This is a genomic window from Streptomyces sp. KL109B, assembly GCF_030766935.1.
In the GTDB taxonomy this organism is placed as follows: Bacteria; Actinomycetota; Actinomycetes; order Streptomycetales; family Streptomycetaceae; genus Streptomyces.
On sequence record NZ_JASERL010000018.1, the window covers coordinates 210,976 to 228,319 of the forward strand.

Annotated in this window: 14 protein-coding genes; 2 read left to right on the forward strand and 12 right to left on the reverse strand. The window is 69.9% G+C overall.

From position 1 onward, the window contains the following. Nucleotides 1-29: 29 nt before the first annotated feature. Nucleotides 30-989, forward strand: coding sequence for a sulfite exporter TauE/SafE family protein (locus RBJ65_RS40690; protein ID WP_306320768.1), 960 nt, complete (start codon nucleotides 30-32; stop codon nucleotides 987-989). On the opposite strand, the gene RBJ65_RS40695 is transcribed toward RBJ65_RS40690, so the two are convergent. From RBJ65_RS40695 to RBJ65_RS40715, 5 genes are all read right to left on the reverse strand, one after another. Beyond that, on the reverse strand, nucleotides 920-1,912 hold the full coding sequence (locus RBJ65_RS40695) for a polysaccharide lyase family 1 protein (RefSeq protein ID WP_306320767.1): 993 nt from the start codon (nucleotides 1,910-1,912) through the stop codon (nucleotides 920-922). The two genes, RBJ65_RS40690 and RBJ65_RS40695, sit on opposite strands and share 70 nt — an antisense overlap. Nucleotides 1,913-2,126: 214 nt before the next feature. Continuing rightward, on the reverse strand, nucleotides 2,127-2,792 hold the full coding sequence (locus RBJ65_RS40700; RefSeq protein ID WP_306320766.1) for a hypothetical protein: 666 nt from the start codon (nucleotides 2,790-2,792) through the stop codon (nucleotides 2,127-2,129). Between the two features lie 48 nt (nucleotides 2,793-2,840). Beyond that, the gene (locus tag RBJ65_RS40705; RefSeq protein WP_306320765.1) at nucleotides 2,841-3,467 is read right to left on the reverse strand and encodes a hypothetical protein; all 627 of its coding nucleotides are present in this window, start codon (nucleotides 3,465-3,467) and stop codon (nucleotides 2,841-2,843) included. Nucleotides 3,468-3,604: 137 nt separating this feature from the next. Beyond that, complete coding sequence (locus RBJ65_RS40710) at nucleotides 3,605-4,135, reverse strand: hypothetical protein (protein WP_306320764.1); 531 nt, start codon at nucleotides 4,133-4,135, stop codon at nucleotides 3,605-3,607. A 219-nt stretch (nucleotides 4,136-4,354) separates the two neighbouring features. Further along, nucleotides 4,355-9,052: an FtsK/SpoIIIE domain-containing protein gene (locus tag RBJ65_RS40715; RefSeq protein ID WP_306320763.1), complete on the reverse strand. Its 4,698-nt coding sequence runs from the start codon at nucleotides 9,050-9,052 to the stop codon at nucleotides 4,355-4,357. 208 nt (nucleotides 9,053-9,260) lie between these two features. Here RBJ65_RS40715 and RBJ65_RS40720 point away from each other — a divergent pair, with 208 nt between their 5' ends. Continuing rightward, nucleotides 9,261-9,548: a WXG100 family type VII secretion target gene (locus tag RBJ65_RS40720; protein ID WP_306320762.1), complete on the forward strand. Its 288-nt coding sequence runs from the start codon at nucleotides 9,261-9,263 to the stop codon at nucleotides 9,546-9,548. A 150-nt stretch (nucleotides 9,549-9,698) separates the two neighbouring features. Here RBJ65_RS40720 and RBJ65_RS40725 read toward each other — a convergent pair whose 3' ends face one another. The 7 genes from RBJ65_RS40725 to RBJ65_RS40755 form a co-directional block, all read right to left on the reverse strand. After that, nucleotides 9,699-11,204, reverse strand: coding sequence for an alpha-N-arabinofuranosidase (locus tag RBJ65_RS40725; RefSeq protein ID WP_306320761.1), 1,506 nt, complete (start codon nucleotides 11,202-11,204; stop codon nucleotides 9,699-9,701). Nucleotides 11,205-11,230: 26 nt separating this feature from the next. Then, on the reverse strand, nucleotides 11,231-12,208 hold the full coding sequence (locus tag RBJ65_RS40730) for an arabinan endo-1,5-alpha-L-arabinosidase (RefSeq protein ID WP_306320760.1): 978 nt from the start codon (nucleotides 12,206-12,208) through the stop codon (nucleotides 11,231-11,233). A gap of 47 nt (nucleotides 12,209-12,255) precedes the next feature. After that, nucleotides 12,256-13,137 carry a carbohydrate ABC transporter permease gene (locus RBJ65_RS40735; protein WP_306320759.1) on the reverse strand — a complete coding sequence of 294 codons (882 nt, stop codon included), beginning with the start codon at nucleotides 13,135-13,137 and terminating at the stop codon, nucleotides 12,256-12,258. Next, nucleotides 13,134-14,075 (reverse strand): carbohydrate ABC transporter permease, encoded by a 942-nt coding sequence (locus tag RBJ65_RS40740; protein ID WP_306320758.1) that lies wholly within the window; start codon nucleotides 14,073-14,075, stop codon nucleotides 13,134-13,136. Before RBJ65_RS40740 ends, RBJ65_RS40735 begins: the two co-directional genes overlap by 4 nt. Beyond that, complete coding sequence (locus tag RBJ65_RS40745; protein WP_306320757.1) at nucleotides 14,072-15,430, reverse strand: extracellular solute-binding protein; 1,359 nt, start codon at nucleotides 15,428-15,430, stop codon at nucleotides 14,072-14,074. Before RBJ65_RS40745 ends, RBJ65_RS40740 begins: the two co-directional genes overlap by 4 nt. A 176-nt stretch (nucleotides 15,431-15,606) precedes the next feature. Continuing rightward, nucleotides 15,607-16,467, reverse strand: coding sequence for an SMP-30/gluconolactonase/LRE family protein (locus RBJ65_RS40750; RefSeq protein WP_306320756.1), 861 nt, complete (start codon nucleotides 16,465-16,467; stop codon nucleotides 15,607-15,609). Beyond that, nucleotides 16,467-17,240, reverse strand: a complete 774-nt coding sequence (locus RBJ65_RS40755; protein WP_306320755.1) for an IclR family transcriptional regulator — start codon at nucleotides 17,238-17,240, stop codon at nucleotides 16,467-16,469. Before RBJ65_RS40755 ends, RBJ65_RS40750 begins: the two co-directional genes overlap by 1 nt. Nucleotides 17,241-17,344 lie beyond the last annotated feature (104 nt).

A 17,344-nucleotide genomic window follows, 5' to 3' on the forward strand; every position in this document is an offset into this window, starting at 1 on the left:
CCATAGGGATGGTGCGTACAGTCGCCGTCATGGACTTCTCATGGGCGATAGTCGTCGCGGGCGCCTTCGTCGGTGTGGCGGTGGGCCTCACCGGTATGGGCGGTGGCGCCCTGATGACGCCGATCATGGTGATGCTGTTCGGCGTGAACCCGACGGCCGCGATCGGCAGCGACCTGGCCACGTCCGTCCTCATGAAGCCGTTCGGCGCGGCGGTGCACCAGCGGGCGGGCACCGTGCGCTGGGACATCGTGCGGTGGCTGCTGCCGACGGCGATGCCCGCGGCGGTGCTCGGCGCGCTCTGCCTGGGGCTGCTCGGTGACGGGGAGCAACTCCAGGAACGCGTGAAGTACGTCATCGGGGGCGCGCTCGTCCTCGCGGTCCTCGGGATGCTGGGCCGGATGTGGCTGGACGGGCGGCGCGGCACGGGTGCGGAGGAGGCGGAGGACGCGCACGTGGCAGTGCGCCCCCTGGCCACCCTCGCCATCGGCCTGATCGGCGGCTTCATCGTCGGCATGACATCCGTCGGCTCCGGCTCGCTGATCATCGTGATGCTGATGCTGGCGCACCCGCGCCTGAAGGCGAACCACCTGGTCGGCACCGACCTCGTCCAGGCCATCCCGGTCGTCGCGGCGGCGGCCCTCGGCCACGTCCTCTTCGGCGACGTCGCCTTCGGCATGGCGGGCGCGCTGCTGATCGGCGCGATCCCGGGCGTCGTGGGCGGCGCCCTCCTCTCGACCCGGATCTCCGGCCCGGCGCTGCGGTGGGCGCTGGTGACGCTGCTGGCCGGGTCGGGCCTGGCGATGTGGGGGGTCTCGGGTACGCCGCTGCTGCTGACGTGCGCGGTGTTCGCGGCGGTGGGGGTGGCGGTGACGCTGCGCGGCCGGCGCCGTTCGTCGGTCGTGGCTCGGGGCGGCGGCGCTCAGAGCTTGCCGGCGCCCGCGCCGTCGGTGACGGACGAGACGACATCGGAGGCGGGGGCCAAGGTGTAGTCGTAGGGCGCCTTCGTGAAGTCGCCCTCCTGCGAGACCTCGGTGGCGGCGCCGCCGAGGTCGTTCCCGCTGAGCTTGGCGTATCCGTCCTCGTCACTGCTACGACTCGTCGTCACGGCCACCTTGGTGTCCCGGAAGACATTGTTCTCGACGAGCATCCGCGCGCCCATCCGTGCGTGCACGGCGGTGTCGGCGCCCTGGACGTAGTTGTCGTAGAAGTGGCCGGTGCCGAAGCGCAGGGACGGGATGCGCGAGTACACGTCGGCGAAGTGGTTGTGGTGGTACGTGACGTGCAGCTTGCCGGTGTCCTCGGCGGCGTTGTCGTCGCTGTGGCCGACGAGTGAGCCCTTGAAGTGGTCCTTGAAGGTGTTCCAGGAGACGGTGACGTCGTCCGAACCGTGCGTGATGTCGAGGAGCCCGTCGTAGTGGTCCTTGTCGTGCTCGCGGTCGGCGGCGAAGGAGTTGTGATCGATCCACACGTCCTTCGCCCCCTGGATGGTGATCCCGTCGGAAGGGGCGAGGGGCTTGCTGATGTTGAGGTTCTGGACGACGACGTTCGTGGCCTCCTTGATCCGGAGCCCGCCGCCGGTGATCCCGGACGCCGAACCCACCCCCAGGACGGTGGTGTTGGAGCCGATGTCCACCTGCCCGTCGAGGGCGAGGCTTCCCTCCACCTTCACGACCTTCGCCTCGTCCCCCGCCACGGCGTCCTCGAACGCGGCGAGCGAGGTCACGGTGGTGGGCGTCGCGTTCCCGCCGCCGGTCGCGCCCGCGCCGTACCCGACGGGCCCGGTCTCGGCGGCGCCGGCCGACGGCAGGACGACGGGGAGCACGCCGAGCGCGGCCGCGGCGGCGCCACCCGTGGCGAGGGCGACGAGGCGGCGACGGTTGCGTTGGAGTGCGGTGCTGCGGTGCTTGGACATGGCGGGGCCTTTCCAACGGGGGGGTGCCTGAAGGGGTGCCTGAGGGGGGTGCACCTGTTGGTTGCCGCGGGTGGGGGCCGGAGTTGCCGCCGATGACACCAAGTCGCCGTCGCCGACGGCGAATTCGATCCAGGGTCCGTGCAAGCCGGGCCCCCGGTTTGCCTGCGCGTCGCGCTCTGAGTCGAGCCCGGGACGCCCGACGTTGTTGGCGCGGTCACATCGTCCAAGTCGCCTCGACGGGCCGACTCACCTTCGCCCGCACAGCCCGCTGCCAGGCCTGTTCGCTGACGTCGTCCGGGCGCTCGGCGCTGGTCAGGAACGCGTCGTCCCGCTTGGGGCGGACCATGAGCAGGAGGTGGGGGCGGTGGCGGGGTGCGATCACGCCGCCGAAGCGAGGGTCACCCGCGAACCAGAACCCGTCCCTCCTGGCGCCCTCCAGGGTGCGCTTCCACGACAGCCACATCGTGGGGGCGCGGCGCGCGATGACACCGACGCGGCGCTCCGGGTGGTCCGGGTCGGGAAGCGTGAAGTGGGCGGCGGCGTGCTTGACGGCGGCCTTGTGCCGCTTGGACGTGTCGGCGGGGACTTCCTGCCACTCGTACGCGGTCAGGACCGGCCGCATCCTCCGCTGCTGAACATCGCGGAACGCCGCCGCGCACACCCCGACCAACGCACACACCAGGACGGCCCCCGCCACACCCCAGGCCGGCCCGGCTCCCGCGGCCGGCTCCACAGCCGCCTGCACGGCCACGGGCACCACAAACAGCCCAACTGCCCACCCGGCACACGCGAAAGTCACCCGCCGCCGCGCCCGCTTCCACACCGACCGCCCGCCGGGCCCGCTCAACGCACCGCCGCCGTGCACCGATGTGTTCTGCACGCTCCCCCACCCTGATTCCTATAGCTGTACGTGCGCATGTACGTGTCCTCAGACGACGGCACCGGCGCCCTGTCGCACCAATCGCAAGTTGCGGACAAACGCGTCGAAGGCGCCGATGTTCGCGGACACCCAGTCGATTTCGTCGCTGACGGTACGCAAGGACAGGTCGATGCCGAGCGAATCGACCCGCCACCCATAGTTGACGGAAATGCCCGGTGCCCCGCTCGCCTTGTGCACGAACCGGCGAACGGACCGCAAGCCCCTGCCGAGGCTTTCCGTACTGAAGTCCACGATGTGCGGATCCTGCATGGCGCCGGGTTCGTTGCGCTGCACCAACGCATCCAGGACCGGTTCCACCGGCCCCGCGGATTCCACCGCGTAGAAGAAGAACGGCAACGGGGTCCTGTCCAAGTCCGGCGCATACGCGAACAGGTGCTGCATGGGGATCCGCTGCGGAAACTGCTCGGATATCCGCTCCAGCACGCGCGCGTACTCCTTCACCTGCGCCTTGCTGCGCCCCTCCGCACCGGAGAGCAGAGCGCAGTGCAACGCGGAGACGGTCTTCGCCCACTTCCGCCGCGTCCGCCCTGCCCCTCTCCCCTCAAGGATCGGGACCGCGAGCCACGCGTCCAACAAATCCTCATCAGCGAAGTCGAGCCCGTACGAAATACTCATGCCGCGCTCCCGTGGGTCATGTGTCTTCAGGGGGCGCTCCCCCGCCACCGTCATCCGATCACACGCGCAGTAACCGGAGTGTCGCGGTGTGGTGTGGGGTTTGTGAGGCCTGCCTGGCTCTGCGTTCCTGCGGAAACCTAGCCTCGACGCGCCGGCTTCGGCGCCGGCCGCCGCAGGAGCGTACGCGACTTCTGGATCCATTTCCGGCCCCAGGTCACGAGGACCGCCATCGCGACGGCACTGACGATGGCCGTCAATGTGCCCGCCGGATAATGCTCGGGCACCCAGCACGGCGCCCACTCGCCGGAGCAGATCCGCCTTGAGGAGCGCCCTCCGGGGATCGTCCGCGCGACGGCCAGCCCGCACATCACGGCCACGGCCGTGCACGCGACGCCTACCCCGACGGACGGGCCACGGCCCTTGCTCTCACTCTCGCCTTCGGCCGAACGGGCCCGCCGGAAGGCGCGCTTGGCGTTCGTGACGGCGATCGGCAGCAGTACGCCGACGGTGGCACCGAATCCGATGTCGCCGGCCGGCCAGAACCGGGACAGCGCCCACAGATCGTCACCGACCCATAGCGCCACCGGAATCAGTGCCAGACAGCCCAGGAACGGAGCGTTCTGTTTGGTGGTCCCCTTTCGGCTCGTGCGGCTCGAAGGGCGGCTCATGCGTGGATCCTCTCCGTGCCCGCTGAGGCAACATGTACGGATTCGTCTTCCTGGCCAGGCGGATGACTCCGCACTGTGACGCAAAACCGCAACACCTTTGCGGTTTTGCGTCACAGTGCGGAGTCCGGGGACGGGAATCCCACGCAGCACCCGACCAGGGCCGCGCCCCAACTCACCAACGGCCGCGACCTCGTTACGCGCAATTCACCCGCGTCGGCGCTACCCCACCGGCACCGTCACCGCGAACGCCTCCCCGCTGCCGAGGTGCAGCAGCCCCTTGCCCGGGTTCACCGGGCCGCCGACCGCGCTGCGTGTGAGGCGGATGCCGACGAGGTCGCCGCTGGAGGTGTCCTGGGGGGAGAGGAGCAGGCCGCGGCGGGACTTCTTCAGGTCGACCTGCCAGCCGCTGAAGCCGGAGCAGACGTCGTCCTCGTCGCCGGCGACGACGATGCCGATGCCGCGGTCGGCGCCGGAGGCGATGAGGCGCTTGAACTCGTCCTCGGCGTCGCAGTCCTCCAGGGCCTCGGCGTCGTCGACGAGGATGGCGACCGGGTTCTCCCGGGATGCCGTCGACACGGCCTCCTGGAGTTCGTCCTCGTCGATGTCGTTGCCGGTGAACATCGCCAACACGCCCTGCATGCCCGCCAGTTCGCGGAGCGGCGACATGCGCGGGGCGCACACCACGACGCGGGTGCCGCGGCCCAGGTACGTACGCGCCATGTTCATCAGGACCGTGGAGCGGCCGGACTTCGCCGGGCCCGCCACCACGAAGCCCGGCAGTCCGTACGCCAGGTCGGGGCCGAAGGCCGTGAGGTCGTCGCCGCCGACGCCGACCAGGCCCCACAGCGGGGACGCGGCGGCCTGCCCGTCGACGTGCTGCCACGCCTGGTCGAAGGAGATGCGGCTGGGCAGCGAGTCGACGCGGAAGGGGCGCAGGGTCTTCGGCACGTTCGCGTCGCGCGGCGTCGCCATGTCGCCGATCGCGGCGAGCGCAGCGCTCTGGCCCTGGCCGCTGGCGTCCTCGTTCAGGAGGGCGAACTGGATCTCCCGGCCGGTCTCGTTGCGGAAGGCGCGGCCCGGCGGGATGTCGTCGGGGACCTTGCGGCTGTTGATGCCGAGCATGGAGAAGTCCGTGCGGTCCGCGAGGCGGAGGGCCACCTTGTCCTCCGTCAACGACGCAATGCGGCCGGTGAGGAGTTGGCGGTCGCCCGTGATGATCAGGTGGACGCCCACGCTCGCGCCCTCGCGCATCAGCGTCAGCAGCTCGTCGGTCAGCTCGCCGTGTTCCAGCTCGCCGAGCGACGTGACCCAGCCCTCCCAGCGGTCGAGGAAGAGCACGATGTGCGGGAGCCGGTGGATCTGGCGGACCGCGGCGCGCTGTTCGCCGATGTCGGCGTAGCCGTCCTGGGCGAGCAGCTCCTGACGGCGTGTCACCTCGGAGGAGAGGCGGCGGATCAGGCGGATCGCGCGCTCGCTCTGGTTGCGGCCCACCACGGCCCCGCAGTGCGGCAGCTTCGACAGGGCGTTGAGGGCGCCGTTGCCGCAGTCGATGCCGTACATGTGGACGTCGCAGGTGGAGAGGTTCATGGCGAGCGAGCCCGCGATCGTGCGCAGGGTCTGGGAGCGGCCGCTGCGCGGGGCGCCCGCGATGAGCAGGTGGCCGAAGGTCGCGAAGTCGACCGCGACGGGGCGGCGGGACTGGCTCGCGGGCAGGTCCTCGATGCCGTAGACCGCCGCGGGCAGCGGGCCGAGGGGGCGCACCTGCGGGAGGTCCTGCGGGAGCACCGTCTCGGTGAGGGCGGGCAGCCACGGGCTGTGCTGCTGCGGGATGCCCAGGTAGCCGTTGGCCTCGCGGATCGCGTCGACAAGCACCTTCAGGTCGGTGATCTCCTCTTCCTCGCCCTTGGCCGCCGCGGGCTTCGCGAGCGCGCCCCGGCCGAGCGAGGTCCAGTCGAGCTCCCCCGCCCACGGGGCGAGCGTCGCCGGGTCGACCGTGCCGGGGCGGCGGCCTCCGACGCGGCCGGACTGGAAGGGGATGAGCGAGGCGGCGCCCGTGCGGACGTACGCGCGGCCCGGGTTGTTCTTGGAGATGTTGCCGGCCTCGGGCGAGTCGATGACGTCCGACGATTCGCCGCCGTCCGTGACGCGGAGCGCGATGCGGAGGTTCGTGTTCGCGCGGATCTCGGGCGATACGACGCCCGAGGGGCGCTGCGTCGCCAGCATCAGGTGGATGCCGAGGGAACGGCCGCGCTGGGCGATGTTGACCAGGCCCGTGACGAAGTCCGGGAGGTCGCGGACCATCGACGCGAACTCGTCGATGACGAGCAGGAGTCGGGGCAGCGGGGCCATGGTCTGCGGGTTGCGGCGGACCAGGTCCTGGTAGTCCTCGATGTCCTTCGCCCCGGCCTGCGCCAGCATGTGCTCGCGGCGGTGCAGTTCGGCGCCGAGTGACTCCAGGGCGCGCTCGACGAGGTGCGCGTCGAGGTCGGTGACCATGCCGACGGTGTGCGGCAGGTGCACGCAGTCCTTGAACGCGCTGCCGCCCTTGTAGTCGACGAGTACGAAGGTCATGTTCTGCGGCGTGTTCGCCACGGCGAGCGCCGCGACGATCGTCTGGAGGAGTTCCGACTTGCCGGAGCCCGTCGTACCGGCGATCAGGCCGTGCGGGCCGTCCTTGCGGATGTCGATGCCGAACGGTCCGTCGTACGACTCACCGACCATGGCGAGCGTCGACTGGCCGCCGGACTGCCAGCGGCCCACGACCGCCTGCGCCGTCGGCGGCTCCATCTGCATCACGTCGAGGAGCCGGGCGGCGTCGGGCAGCGCGCTGTCCGTGGCCTCGCCGCTGATGTCGCGCAGCGGGGCGAGGGAGCGGGCCACGCGCTCGCACCAGGCCGGGGAGACGAAGTCGGGGCGGACGCCGAGGATCTTGGACTCGCCGGCCTGCTGCACGCGAAGCCGCAGCACGCGCGGGTCGACCTGCTCGGCGGCCGTCGGGGTGGCGGGCGAGGGGACGCCGCCCTGGTTCTCCAGGGAGAGCATCACGGCGGCGGTGTTGGTGAGTTCGGGCGAGGAGGCGCCGACGGCCTGCTGCTTGCCCTTCTTCTTGCGGCGCCCGCCGCCGCCTTCCGCCGCCGCGCGCTTGCGCTGCTCGTCCTCGGCGGCCTGGCGCAGCACCTCGACGGCGTTGTTCGCGCCGCCGCCGACCTGCTTCTCGTGCCTCACGTGCCGGGCGTCGCGCGGTTCCGCGATCACGATGCCCTTGCACTCGCCGGGCAGGAAGCGTTCCTCGGCGTCGAGGCAGATCGCGTACATGGACACGGCGGGACCCTCGGCGAGGAGGCGTACGACGCCCGGCATGGAGCGCAGCCGGCGCGAGCCGTCCCAGACCACGACGATGTCGGGGTCGGCGAAGCCCGCCTGCCCCTTGTTGTCCTTGGCCGCCTTCTGGCGGGCCTCCAGGATCTGGGTGAGTTCGCCGATGCGGGCGCCGACGGTCTCGGCGTCGTTGCCGATGAGTACGTTGGCGTCCTGCGCGGTCGGCTTGGCGTGCGGCAGCCAGCGCAGCCAGCCCCAACTGTCCCGGGTGTGCGACTCGGTGAACACGTAGAACTGGACGTCGAGCGGGCTGTGCAGGGCGGCGGCCTGCGTCACCGCCCAGCACGCCATGCTGCGCGCGCTCTCCTCGGGTCCCGCGAAGCCGATGACGCCGAGCTTCCCCAGGTGCAGGGTGACGGGGGTGTCCGCGATCTCCCAGGTGACCTGGCGGCGGTGGTCGTCCTGCTCGGGGTCGTCGAGGACGACGGCGGAGGGCAGCCGGCCGGTGCCGACGCGCAGCAGCAGGTGGTCGGCGTCGCTGCGGCGCCGCTCCCACAGGCGGGTGCGCGGCCCGGTGGCGTGTGCCCATACGGTGCCGGGGTCGGGGTGGTCGAGGCCGCGGTCGCCGCGCTCCAGGACGAGCGCCTCCTGCGCGTCGCGCTCGATCCGCGCCTTGTGCTCCTCGTACTCCTTGACCTGCTTGTCGTGGTTCTTACGCCCGTGCTTCTTGTCCCAGAAGTAGTTGCCGATCATGATCAGCGGGCTGAAGGCCGCCATGAGCAGGTACGTCGTGCGGCCCATGACCAGCGCCATGGTGACGCCCATGACCAGCGGCGACGCCGCCATCAGCCAGGGCAGCGGGCGGCCCTCGTACTCCTTCGGCGGCGCCGGGAGCCGGAACTTGGTGGTGCGTTCGGGCGCGCGCAGCCGCGGCGGGCGGTTGTAGTCGAGCGCGCTGCCGTCGTCGGACCACTTGAGGGCGGCGTCCGGCGGCGTGTACGCGGCGATGTCGAGGAGGGTGTCGCCGACGACGACCTGGGAGCCGACCCGCAACTGCTGGCCCTCGTACGGCTTGTCGTCGACGCGCAGCTTGTCGCTCGGCTGCCCCGCCGCCGCGCCGTCCAGCCAGCCGCCGTGCACGCTGAGCCGGAGGTCCTCGGCGGACACCACGTAGAGCGTCAGCGCGCGCTCGGGCAACCTCGGGTCCTGGAACCGCAGTTGGCAGCCGGCCCCGGCCCCGATGTCGTACCGCCCGATGCCGAGCCGGTACACGGCGCCCGCGTCGGGGCCGCCGGAGACCCGGACCTCGATGACGCCCGGCTGCTCGCCCGGCAGGCTGCCCGCGGGGTCGTCGAGGCTCACCACGACGCCGTCGCGCAGCGGCGAACTGGCCACGGTGTGGGCGGGGTTCACCGGTTGGCTGTCGATGTGGAGCGTGGGTGCCGGCTGCCCGGCGAGCGAACCCTGCCCGTACCCGCCTCGCACCCGTGCGGCCAACTCGTGGGCCACGGTGTCGATACGGGCCTCCGGGTCGACATCGAGCACGAGGTCCTGGCTGGCGTTCGCATACGGGTCGACGACAGTCAGCTTCAAACGCACTTACGCTCCTCATCGGAATGCCTCTTCAAGCAGAAGAGACTATCCGTCCGAGAAACAAGGTGCACGCGCACGACGCTCATCAACAATGTCCAGCTTTAGGGCAGTTGATGTGTGCATTCAGGGCACACGAGTGCGCCAATTGCGCATACCCACTAGGGTGCTGGCGGCGTGCTGAATGAGTGCGCTCACGGAGGGAAGGGGAGCTGCCATGGGCAGGGACGTAGCGGTCACTTATGAGGACATGCGGTCCGCCGCGAAGAAGATGAACCGCGAGAAGGAGCGGATCGAGGAGAAGCTCCACGACCTGAAGAGCTACATCGACGGCCTGCTCGAGAACGGCTTCGTGACCAGGCAGGCTTCGAAGAAGTTCGGCCACGACTTCGAGGAGTTCAAGCAGGGCATGTCGAAGACCAACGAGGGTCTCGACGGCCTCGCGCAGTACCTGGAGAAGGCCGCCGACTCCTTCGAGAACCTCGACAACGAGCTCGGCAAGTAACTTCGGGTAACACCGCCACGGGGGCGTGGTTGTCATCGGCCGGTTCGGCCGATGACAACCACGCCCCCTTTGCTTTATCCCCGGAATTCAGTCCCGGAATTTCCCCCATTCCGTCGCAGCTTTTTCACAACTTCGCGATCAACTCGACACTCACGCAAGCCGGATGACATTCCACGAGAGCGGTTCGAGCGAAGCCTTTAGCGTTCCGCCTTCCACGGCCGTGCCCGCCACCGAATGCGGAACGACCCGCTCCGGCTCCGCGAGCGTATTGCGCGCGTCGGGATCGGCGTCGGACAACGCACTGTGCTCGACGACCTTCCCCAACTCCATTCCGTTCAGGCGCACTTCAAGCGAAAGGGGGTCGCTCTGGCTGCGGTTCACCGCGAACACCGTGACCGTGCCGTCCTCGGCGCGGACCGCCGTGGCGTGCAGCAGGTCGGCCGTGCCATGGCGCCGCGTGTCGTACGTGGGTCCTGACACCCGTACGTCGAGGACCTCGCCCCGCCCGTACTTCGACGCCGCCGCGAACGGGTAGAACGTCGTCTGCCGCCAGGCCGGGCCGCCCGGCTCGGTCATGATCGGGGCGATGACGTTGACGAGTTGGGCGAGGCACGCGACCGTGACGCGGTCCGCGTGCCGCAGCAGCGCGATGAGCAGCGAGCCGAAGACGACGGCGTCGGTGACCGAGTAGACGTCCTCCAACAGGCGCGGCGCCTCGGGCCAGTCGAGAGCCGCGACATGAGCCTCCGACCGCGACATGTACCAGACGTTCCACTCGTCGAAGGAGAGATTGATCTTCTTCGACGACTTGAGCCGCGCCCCCACGTGGTCGCACGTGGCCACCACGTTCTCGATGAACGACTCCATGTCGACGGCCGAGGCGAGGAAGGAGTCCCGGTCGCCGTCGTGCTCCTCGTAGTAGGCGTGCAGGGAGATGTGGTCGACCAGCTCGTACGTCTCGGCCAGGACCTTCGCCTCCCACTCGGCGAACGTCGGCATCGACTGCCCGGAGCTGCCGCACGCGACGAGTTCCACGCCCGGGTCGATCTGCCGCATGGCCCGCGCCGTCTCGGCGGCGATCCGCCCGTACTCCTCGGCCGTCTTGTGCCCGGTCTGCCAGGGCCCGTCCATCTCGTTGCCGAGGCACCACAGCCGGATCCCGAAGGGTTCCTTGTCGCCGTGCGCGACGCGGAGGTCGGAGAGCGCGGTCCCGGCGGGATGGTTCGCGTACTCCTGAAGCTCTATCGCCTCCGCGACGCCGCGCGTGCCGAGGTTCACGGCCATCATCGGCTCGGCCTGCGGGCCGATCTTGCGCAGGAAGTCGATGTACTCGGAGAGGCCGAAGCGGTTCGACTCCGTGGTGCGCCAGGCGAGGTCGAGGCGGGCGGGCCGCTCATCGACTGGCCCGACCGAGTCCTCCCACTTGTACCCGGACACGAAGTTCCCTCCGGGGTACCGGACGGCCGTGACCCCCAACTCCCGTACGAGCTCCAGCACATCGGTCCGCAGCCCGGCCTCGTCGGCGTGCTCGTGCCCCGGCTCGTAGATGCCGGTGTAGACGCAGCGGCCGAGGTGTTCCACGAACGAGCCGAAGATACGGGGGTTGACCGGGCCGACGGAGAAGGCGGGGTCGAGGGTGAAGCGTGCGGTGCGCAAGGTGGTCCTTTCGGTGGGGGTGGTCGTCACGGCCGCGGGGCCCGCAGGGAGGGCCAGCCGTCCTTGCCCCAACTCAGCTCGTTCAGGCCGAGCTTGGGGGTGCCGGCGTCATCGGCGTCGTAGTAGTGGTACGCGAGGACGTCGCGCCCCCGGTCCCGGAAGACGGACTCGCCACCGGTGCCGACGTACCGGCCGTGCCCGGCGAGCAGCAGGCTCCCGCCGCCGTCCAGCAGCGGCTTGCCGTCCTTGTCGACGTACGGCCCGGTGACCGAGGTCGACCGCCCGACGCGGATCTTGTACGTGGAGTTCACGCCGGCGCAGCAGGTGTCGTAGGAGGCGAGGAGGTAGTAGTAGCGGCCGTGCTTGGTGACGGCCGGGCCCTCGACGGCGTACGGGGCGTCGGGCCGGGTGGCGAGGTGATGAACGGTGGCGCCGCGAATGGCCTTCCCCGTACGGGGATCGATCTCGATCATCCGGATCCCGCTCCAGTACGACCCGAAACTCATCCAGAGCCGGCCGTCGGCGCGGACGACGGCCGGGTCGATGGCGTTCCAGGTGTCGGTCGTCTCGGACGAGAACACCTTGCCGTGGTCGGTCCACGTCCCCGGAAGCCCGGAGGTGGACGTCGCCACCCCGATCGCCGAATGATTCGTCCCCCATGAGGACACGGCGTAGTACAGCCAGTACCTGCCGTCCCGGTACGAGATGTCGGGCGCCCACGGGTCGCCGGTGTCGTTGTACTCGAACCACCAACTGGGCGGCTCGGCGAAGGCGTTCCCCTCATCCGTCCAGTCGACGCGGTTCGATGACAGCCGGGCGCCGATCACACCACCCGTGGAGTAGGCGACGTAGCGGCCGTCCTTGAGCTTGATGACGGTGGGGTCGTGGATGATCTGTTGGCCCGTGATGGGTTGGGGATCGGGGTAGGCCTCGGCGGCCTGCGCGGTGGTGGGTAACGCGGCCAGCAGTACGCCTACGGCGGCCGCCACGAATCTGACCTTCAACTGGTGCACTCCTCAGGACAGGTGGGCATTTCAAGCCCCTGCGGCGATTACTGGCCGGCCAGGCCCGTGTGGGCGACGCCCGCCACGATCTGCCGTTGGAAGAAGACGAAGACCACGATCAGCGGCAACCCCGCCATCAGGCCCCCGGCCATCAGCTGCGCCCACTGGATCCCGTAGGAGTTCATGACCGTCGCGATCCCGTTCGGCATCGTCATCAGGTCCGGGTTGTTCGTCACCATGTACGGCCACAGGAAGTTGTTCCACGAGCTGATGAAGGTGAAGATCCCGACCGCCGCCAGCGAAGGCCGCGACAACGGGACGACCACGGTGAAGAACACCCGCCACCGCCCCGCCCCGTCGATGAACGCGGCCTCCTCCAACTCCCGCGGAATCCCCTGGAAGAACTTGTAGAGGATGTAGACCATGGCGGCCGGAGCGCACTGCGGCAGGATCATCCCCCAGTACGTGTCGACCATCCCCATCTGCTGCACCGTGGTGAACAACGGCACCCCGAGCACGGCCGGCGAGATCATCAACCCCGCCATCACCACCCCCATGAGGGCCCCCTTGCCCCGGAACTCCGTCCGCGCGAACCCGTACCCGGCGAGCGCCGCGACGACCAGCACGACGGCCGTCACACACACCGACACCACCACGGAGTTCACGAACCAGTTGGTGATGTTCCCGGTCTCGAAGAGGGCCCGCCACGCCTGCCCGGTCCACACCTCCGGCAGCCAGTGCGTCGGCACGGCCACCGCCTCGGTCTCCGACTTGAGCGAGGTGAACAGGGCCCACGCCAACGGCGAAAGGAACACCCCCGCGACAACCACCCCGACCAACGTCAGCACGACCTGACTGGCACTCCACGGCCCGCGCCCACCACTGCGACCGCGACCCCGACCACGTACCCCAGCGGCAGCGCTGCTCATCGCGCCCCCTCCTCACGGTTGCGCAGCAGCCACATCCGCGCGAGGGCGACGGCCGCGATGATGACGAAGAAGATGATGGACATCGTGGAGGCGTAGCCCACGCGGTAGCTGGTGAAGCCCTCTTCGAGGGTGTACTGCACGAACGCGCGCGTGCTGTCCTCGGGTCCCGGCGTGAAGTCCATCATCACGACGGCCTGGTCGAAGACCTGGAGCGAGGCGAGGACCTGCAGCGCGACGACGAGCCCCGTGATGTTGCGGAGCATCGGCAGCGTGATGTGCACCATGCGGTGCCAGGCGTTCGCGCCGTCCAGCTTGGCGGCCTCGTACAGATGCGCCGGAATGCCCTGGAGCGCGGCGAGGTACAGCAGGAAGCTGAAGCCGACCGTCCACCACAGCGTCGTGATGACGACGGCGAGCATCGCGTACGACTTGTCGGTGAGCCAGGGCGTGTCGATGCCGAGGACGTGATTCACCATGCCCGAACCGGGGTTGAACAGCCACTGCCACAGGTTGCCCGCGACGGTGGACGGCAGCAGGAACGGCATGAAGAAGCAGAGCCGCCACAGCCACTTTCCGCGCTCGATGTGGTGCGCCAGCATCGCGAGCAAAAACGCGAGAACGGTGATGCAGGGCACGACGAGCAGCGTGAAGTACGCGCTGCGCCCGAGCGCGTCCCACATCAGCGGGTCCTGGAAGGCCTCGCGGTAGTTGTCGAGGCCGATGAAGCTCGTGTCGTCGCCGGAGATGTTGGCGTCGGTGAAGCTGAGGTAGACGCCGCGCAGCAGCGGCCAGATCACGAACAGCGCGAACAGGGCGAGGAACGGGGCGACGAACCAACCCCCGTGCTGGAAGCCCTGCTTGCGGCGGACCGGGACACTGTCGGCGGCGGCCGTCGCGCGTCTGGGCGTGACGACGGTCTGCGGGCTGGTCGTCGTCACGCGACCGCACCTCCCTGCGCTGCGGTCTTGCCGTCCATGGGGTTCTTCGAGGCGAGCAGCCGCTCCAGCGTGCGCTTCATGCGCACGGCGACGGAGGCCGGCTTCGCGGAGCCCGTCGTCGCGGACACGACGATCGGTCCGACGCGCTGGGCGAGGATGCCGGTGGAGCCCGCGAACCACACCTTCGGCTCGGTGGCCTGGTGGTCCATCGCGGACACGTACTCGTTCTGGGGGCTGAGCTTTTTGTACGCGGCCGTGGACAGGGTCGGCGTATAGGCGGGGATGTGGCCGCCGGCCGCCCACTGCCGGGCGTGCTTGACGACGTACGCGGCGAGCTGGTGGGCGCCCTCGTTGGCGGCGCCGCCGCGCCCCGACTGGTGCGGCAGCACGAAGGAGTGCGACTCGGCGTGTGTGGCCTGCTTGCCGAAGACGGGCGGCAGCGGGGTCGCCCCGTACTTCACCTTGGCGGTGTCGAAGACGGGCACCGACCAGTTGCCCTCCCAGCAGAACGGGGCGCCGTTGACGAACTGTTCGGCCCCGGCGCCGCCCGCGAAGCTCGGGTTGGTGTACCCGTCGGCGATGTGCTTGCTCAGGAAGTCCAGGACCTGGGTGGCCTTGTCCGTGTCGAAGGTGACCTCGGTGTTGTCGGCGTTGAACCAGGTGCCGCCGAGCTGGGTGTAGAAGGCGACGAAGAACCACCACTGGAAGTTCTGGTCGCTCGACCACATGCCGATGGTCTGCAGGCCCTTCTTCGTGGCCTTCTTGGCCTCCTTCAGGACGTCGAACCAGTCGTCGGTCGACGTCACCGGCACCATCCGGCCGTCGTCGCCGAGCAGGCCCGCCTTCTTCAGGACGTCCTTGCGGTAGAAGCAGAGCTGTACGTGGATGTCGAGCGGCAGCGCGTAGAGCTTGCCGTCGACCATCGCGCGCTTCCACAGGTCCGGGTTGAAGTCGGCCTCGCGCACGCCGTACTTGGCGAGCAGGCCGACGTCCCAGGGGTCGAGGAGGCGGCCCGGCGAGAAGCCGGTGACGCGTCCCAGGTGCATGACTCCGAGGTCGGGCGCGCGATTGCCCGCGGCCGCCATGGCGAGCTTGGTGTAGAAGGGGCTGCCCCACTGGAGGGTGGAGTCCTTCACGTCGATGTCCGGGTGGCCGCGACGGAAGGCGTTCAACATCGCGATCATGTTGTACCCGTCGCCGCCACTGAACAGGTTCCAGTAGCTCACCCGTGTGTCCGCGCCGGAGGCGAGCGCGTCGGCGCCCGTGCCGACGGCCGCGAATCCCAAGCTGCCCGCAACCGTCAACCCGCCGAATCCGGCCAGGAGTTGCCTGCGGTTCAGGCCAGGTCGTCCCACAACCGGCCCCTCCCTTGTTCGATATTTCGACTGTCGCTCGTAACTTCGAACGGGACCGTAAATTCGAAGCGCTTGCGCGTCAATGGGTCGCGCGGGAAAACGCGGGGAAAAAGTGAAGGGGTGCACGACGCGAACGTCGTGCACCCCTTGTGCCGGCTCGTGGCGCCGCCGAACTCTCAGCCCCCGAAGGCCGCTTGGGCCACCCCTCGCCCGATCCCCGGCAGCACGAGCAGCGAGCCCGCGAGCGGCTCGGGGCGGTCGAGGCCGACCCGAGCCGTCGACACGTACAGGTCCTCCAGGCCCGCCCCGCCGAAGGCGCAGGCCGTCGGCCGGCGCACCGGCAGCTCCACCACCCGGTCGAGGCGCCCGTCGGGCGTGTAGCGGCGCACGGCTCCCCCGTCCCACAGGGCCACCCACACGCAGCCGTCCGCGTCGACGGTGAGGCCGTCCGGGAATCCGGCGCCGTCCTCGATCGTCGCCAACTCCCGCCGCCCGCCGATCCGTTCACCGTCGACGTCGAAGACGTCGACCCGGCCCGTGGGCGTGTCGACGTAGTACATGAGCGTCCCGTCCGGGCTCCAGCCGGCGCCGTTGGAGATCGTGACGTCGTCGAGGACCTCGGTCACCGCGCCGTCCGGAGCGACCCGGATCAGATTGCCGCCGCCCGGTGTGTCGTCGTACGGCATGGAGCCCGCCCAGAGCGCGCCGTCCGGTGCCACCGCCGCGTCGTTGCCGCGCCGCCCGGGGACCGGCTCACGGTGCAGCCACGCGAAGGCGCCGTCCGCGCCGTAACTCCCCACGCCGTCCCGGAGGTTGACGACCAGGCCGCCACCCGCGCGCGGCTTGGCGGCGCCCACGTGCTGCTCGGTGGCGAGGACGGTGCGGCGGCCGGAGCCCGGCTCGTACGTGTGCACGCGGGAGCCCAGGATGTCCACCCAGATCACGCGGCCGGTCGCCGGGTCCCAGGTGGGCCCCTCGCCCAGTTCGGCCGAGGCGCGCACGGCCTGCTCGGCATTGATCCTCGTACGAGAGGTCATCACGCCACCCCCCGGTGCCCGAGGCGCTCGGAGAGGTCAGCGGCGCCCTTCGCGGCGAGCTGCGCCAGCTCCTCCTCGCGCGCGTCGCTCCAGCGGATCATCGGTACGGAGATGGAGAGCGCGGCGACGACCCGGTTGGTGCGGTCGCGCACGGGAGCGGCGACGCAGGACACGTCGGTGTTGGACTCGCGGCTCTCCACGGCGATGCCGCGCTCGCGCACCGCGTCGAGGTGGGCGCGCAGGGCCGCCGGTTCGGTGATGGAGTTCTCCGTCATGGCGACGAGGTCCGCGTTGTCGGGGATCCGGGCGGTCAGCTCGGTCTCGGGCAGCGAGGCGAGCAGCATCTTGCCGACCGACGTGCAGTGCGCGGGCAGCCGTCGGCCCGCGGCGGAGACCATGCGCACGGCGTGCGTGGAGTCGACCTTCGCGATGTAGATGACGTCGGTGCCTTCGAGGATCGCCACGTGGACGGTCTCGTCGCAGGTCTCCGCGACGTCGCGGGCGACGTGCTGTCCCTCGGCGGCGAGGTCGAGCTGCTCCGCGTACCGGCTGCCGAGCTGGTACGGGCGCACGCCGAGGCGGTAGCGGCCGGGCTGTCCTGGGACCTGCACGATGTACTGGCGGGCCGCGAGCGTGGTGACCAGCTCGTGGACCGTGGTCCGCGGAAGCTGTAGCTTGCGGACGATGTCGGGCGCGGACAGCGTGCCGTCCCCGTCCAGGAACAGCTCCAATATGTCCAGAGCACGGGTCACGGCTGGTACGAGGCGTCCCACAACCGACCCCTCCCTATGTTCGAGTCGTTCGAGATTTCAACAGACGGTCGGTATCGCGAACATAGGCTAAGCGTGCGGGCGTTGGCCGGGCAATGGGCCCCCGC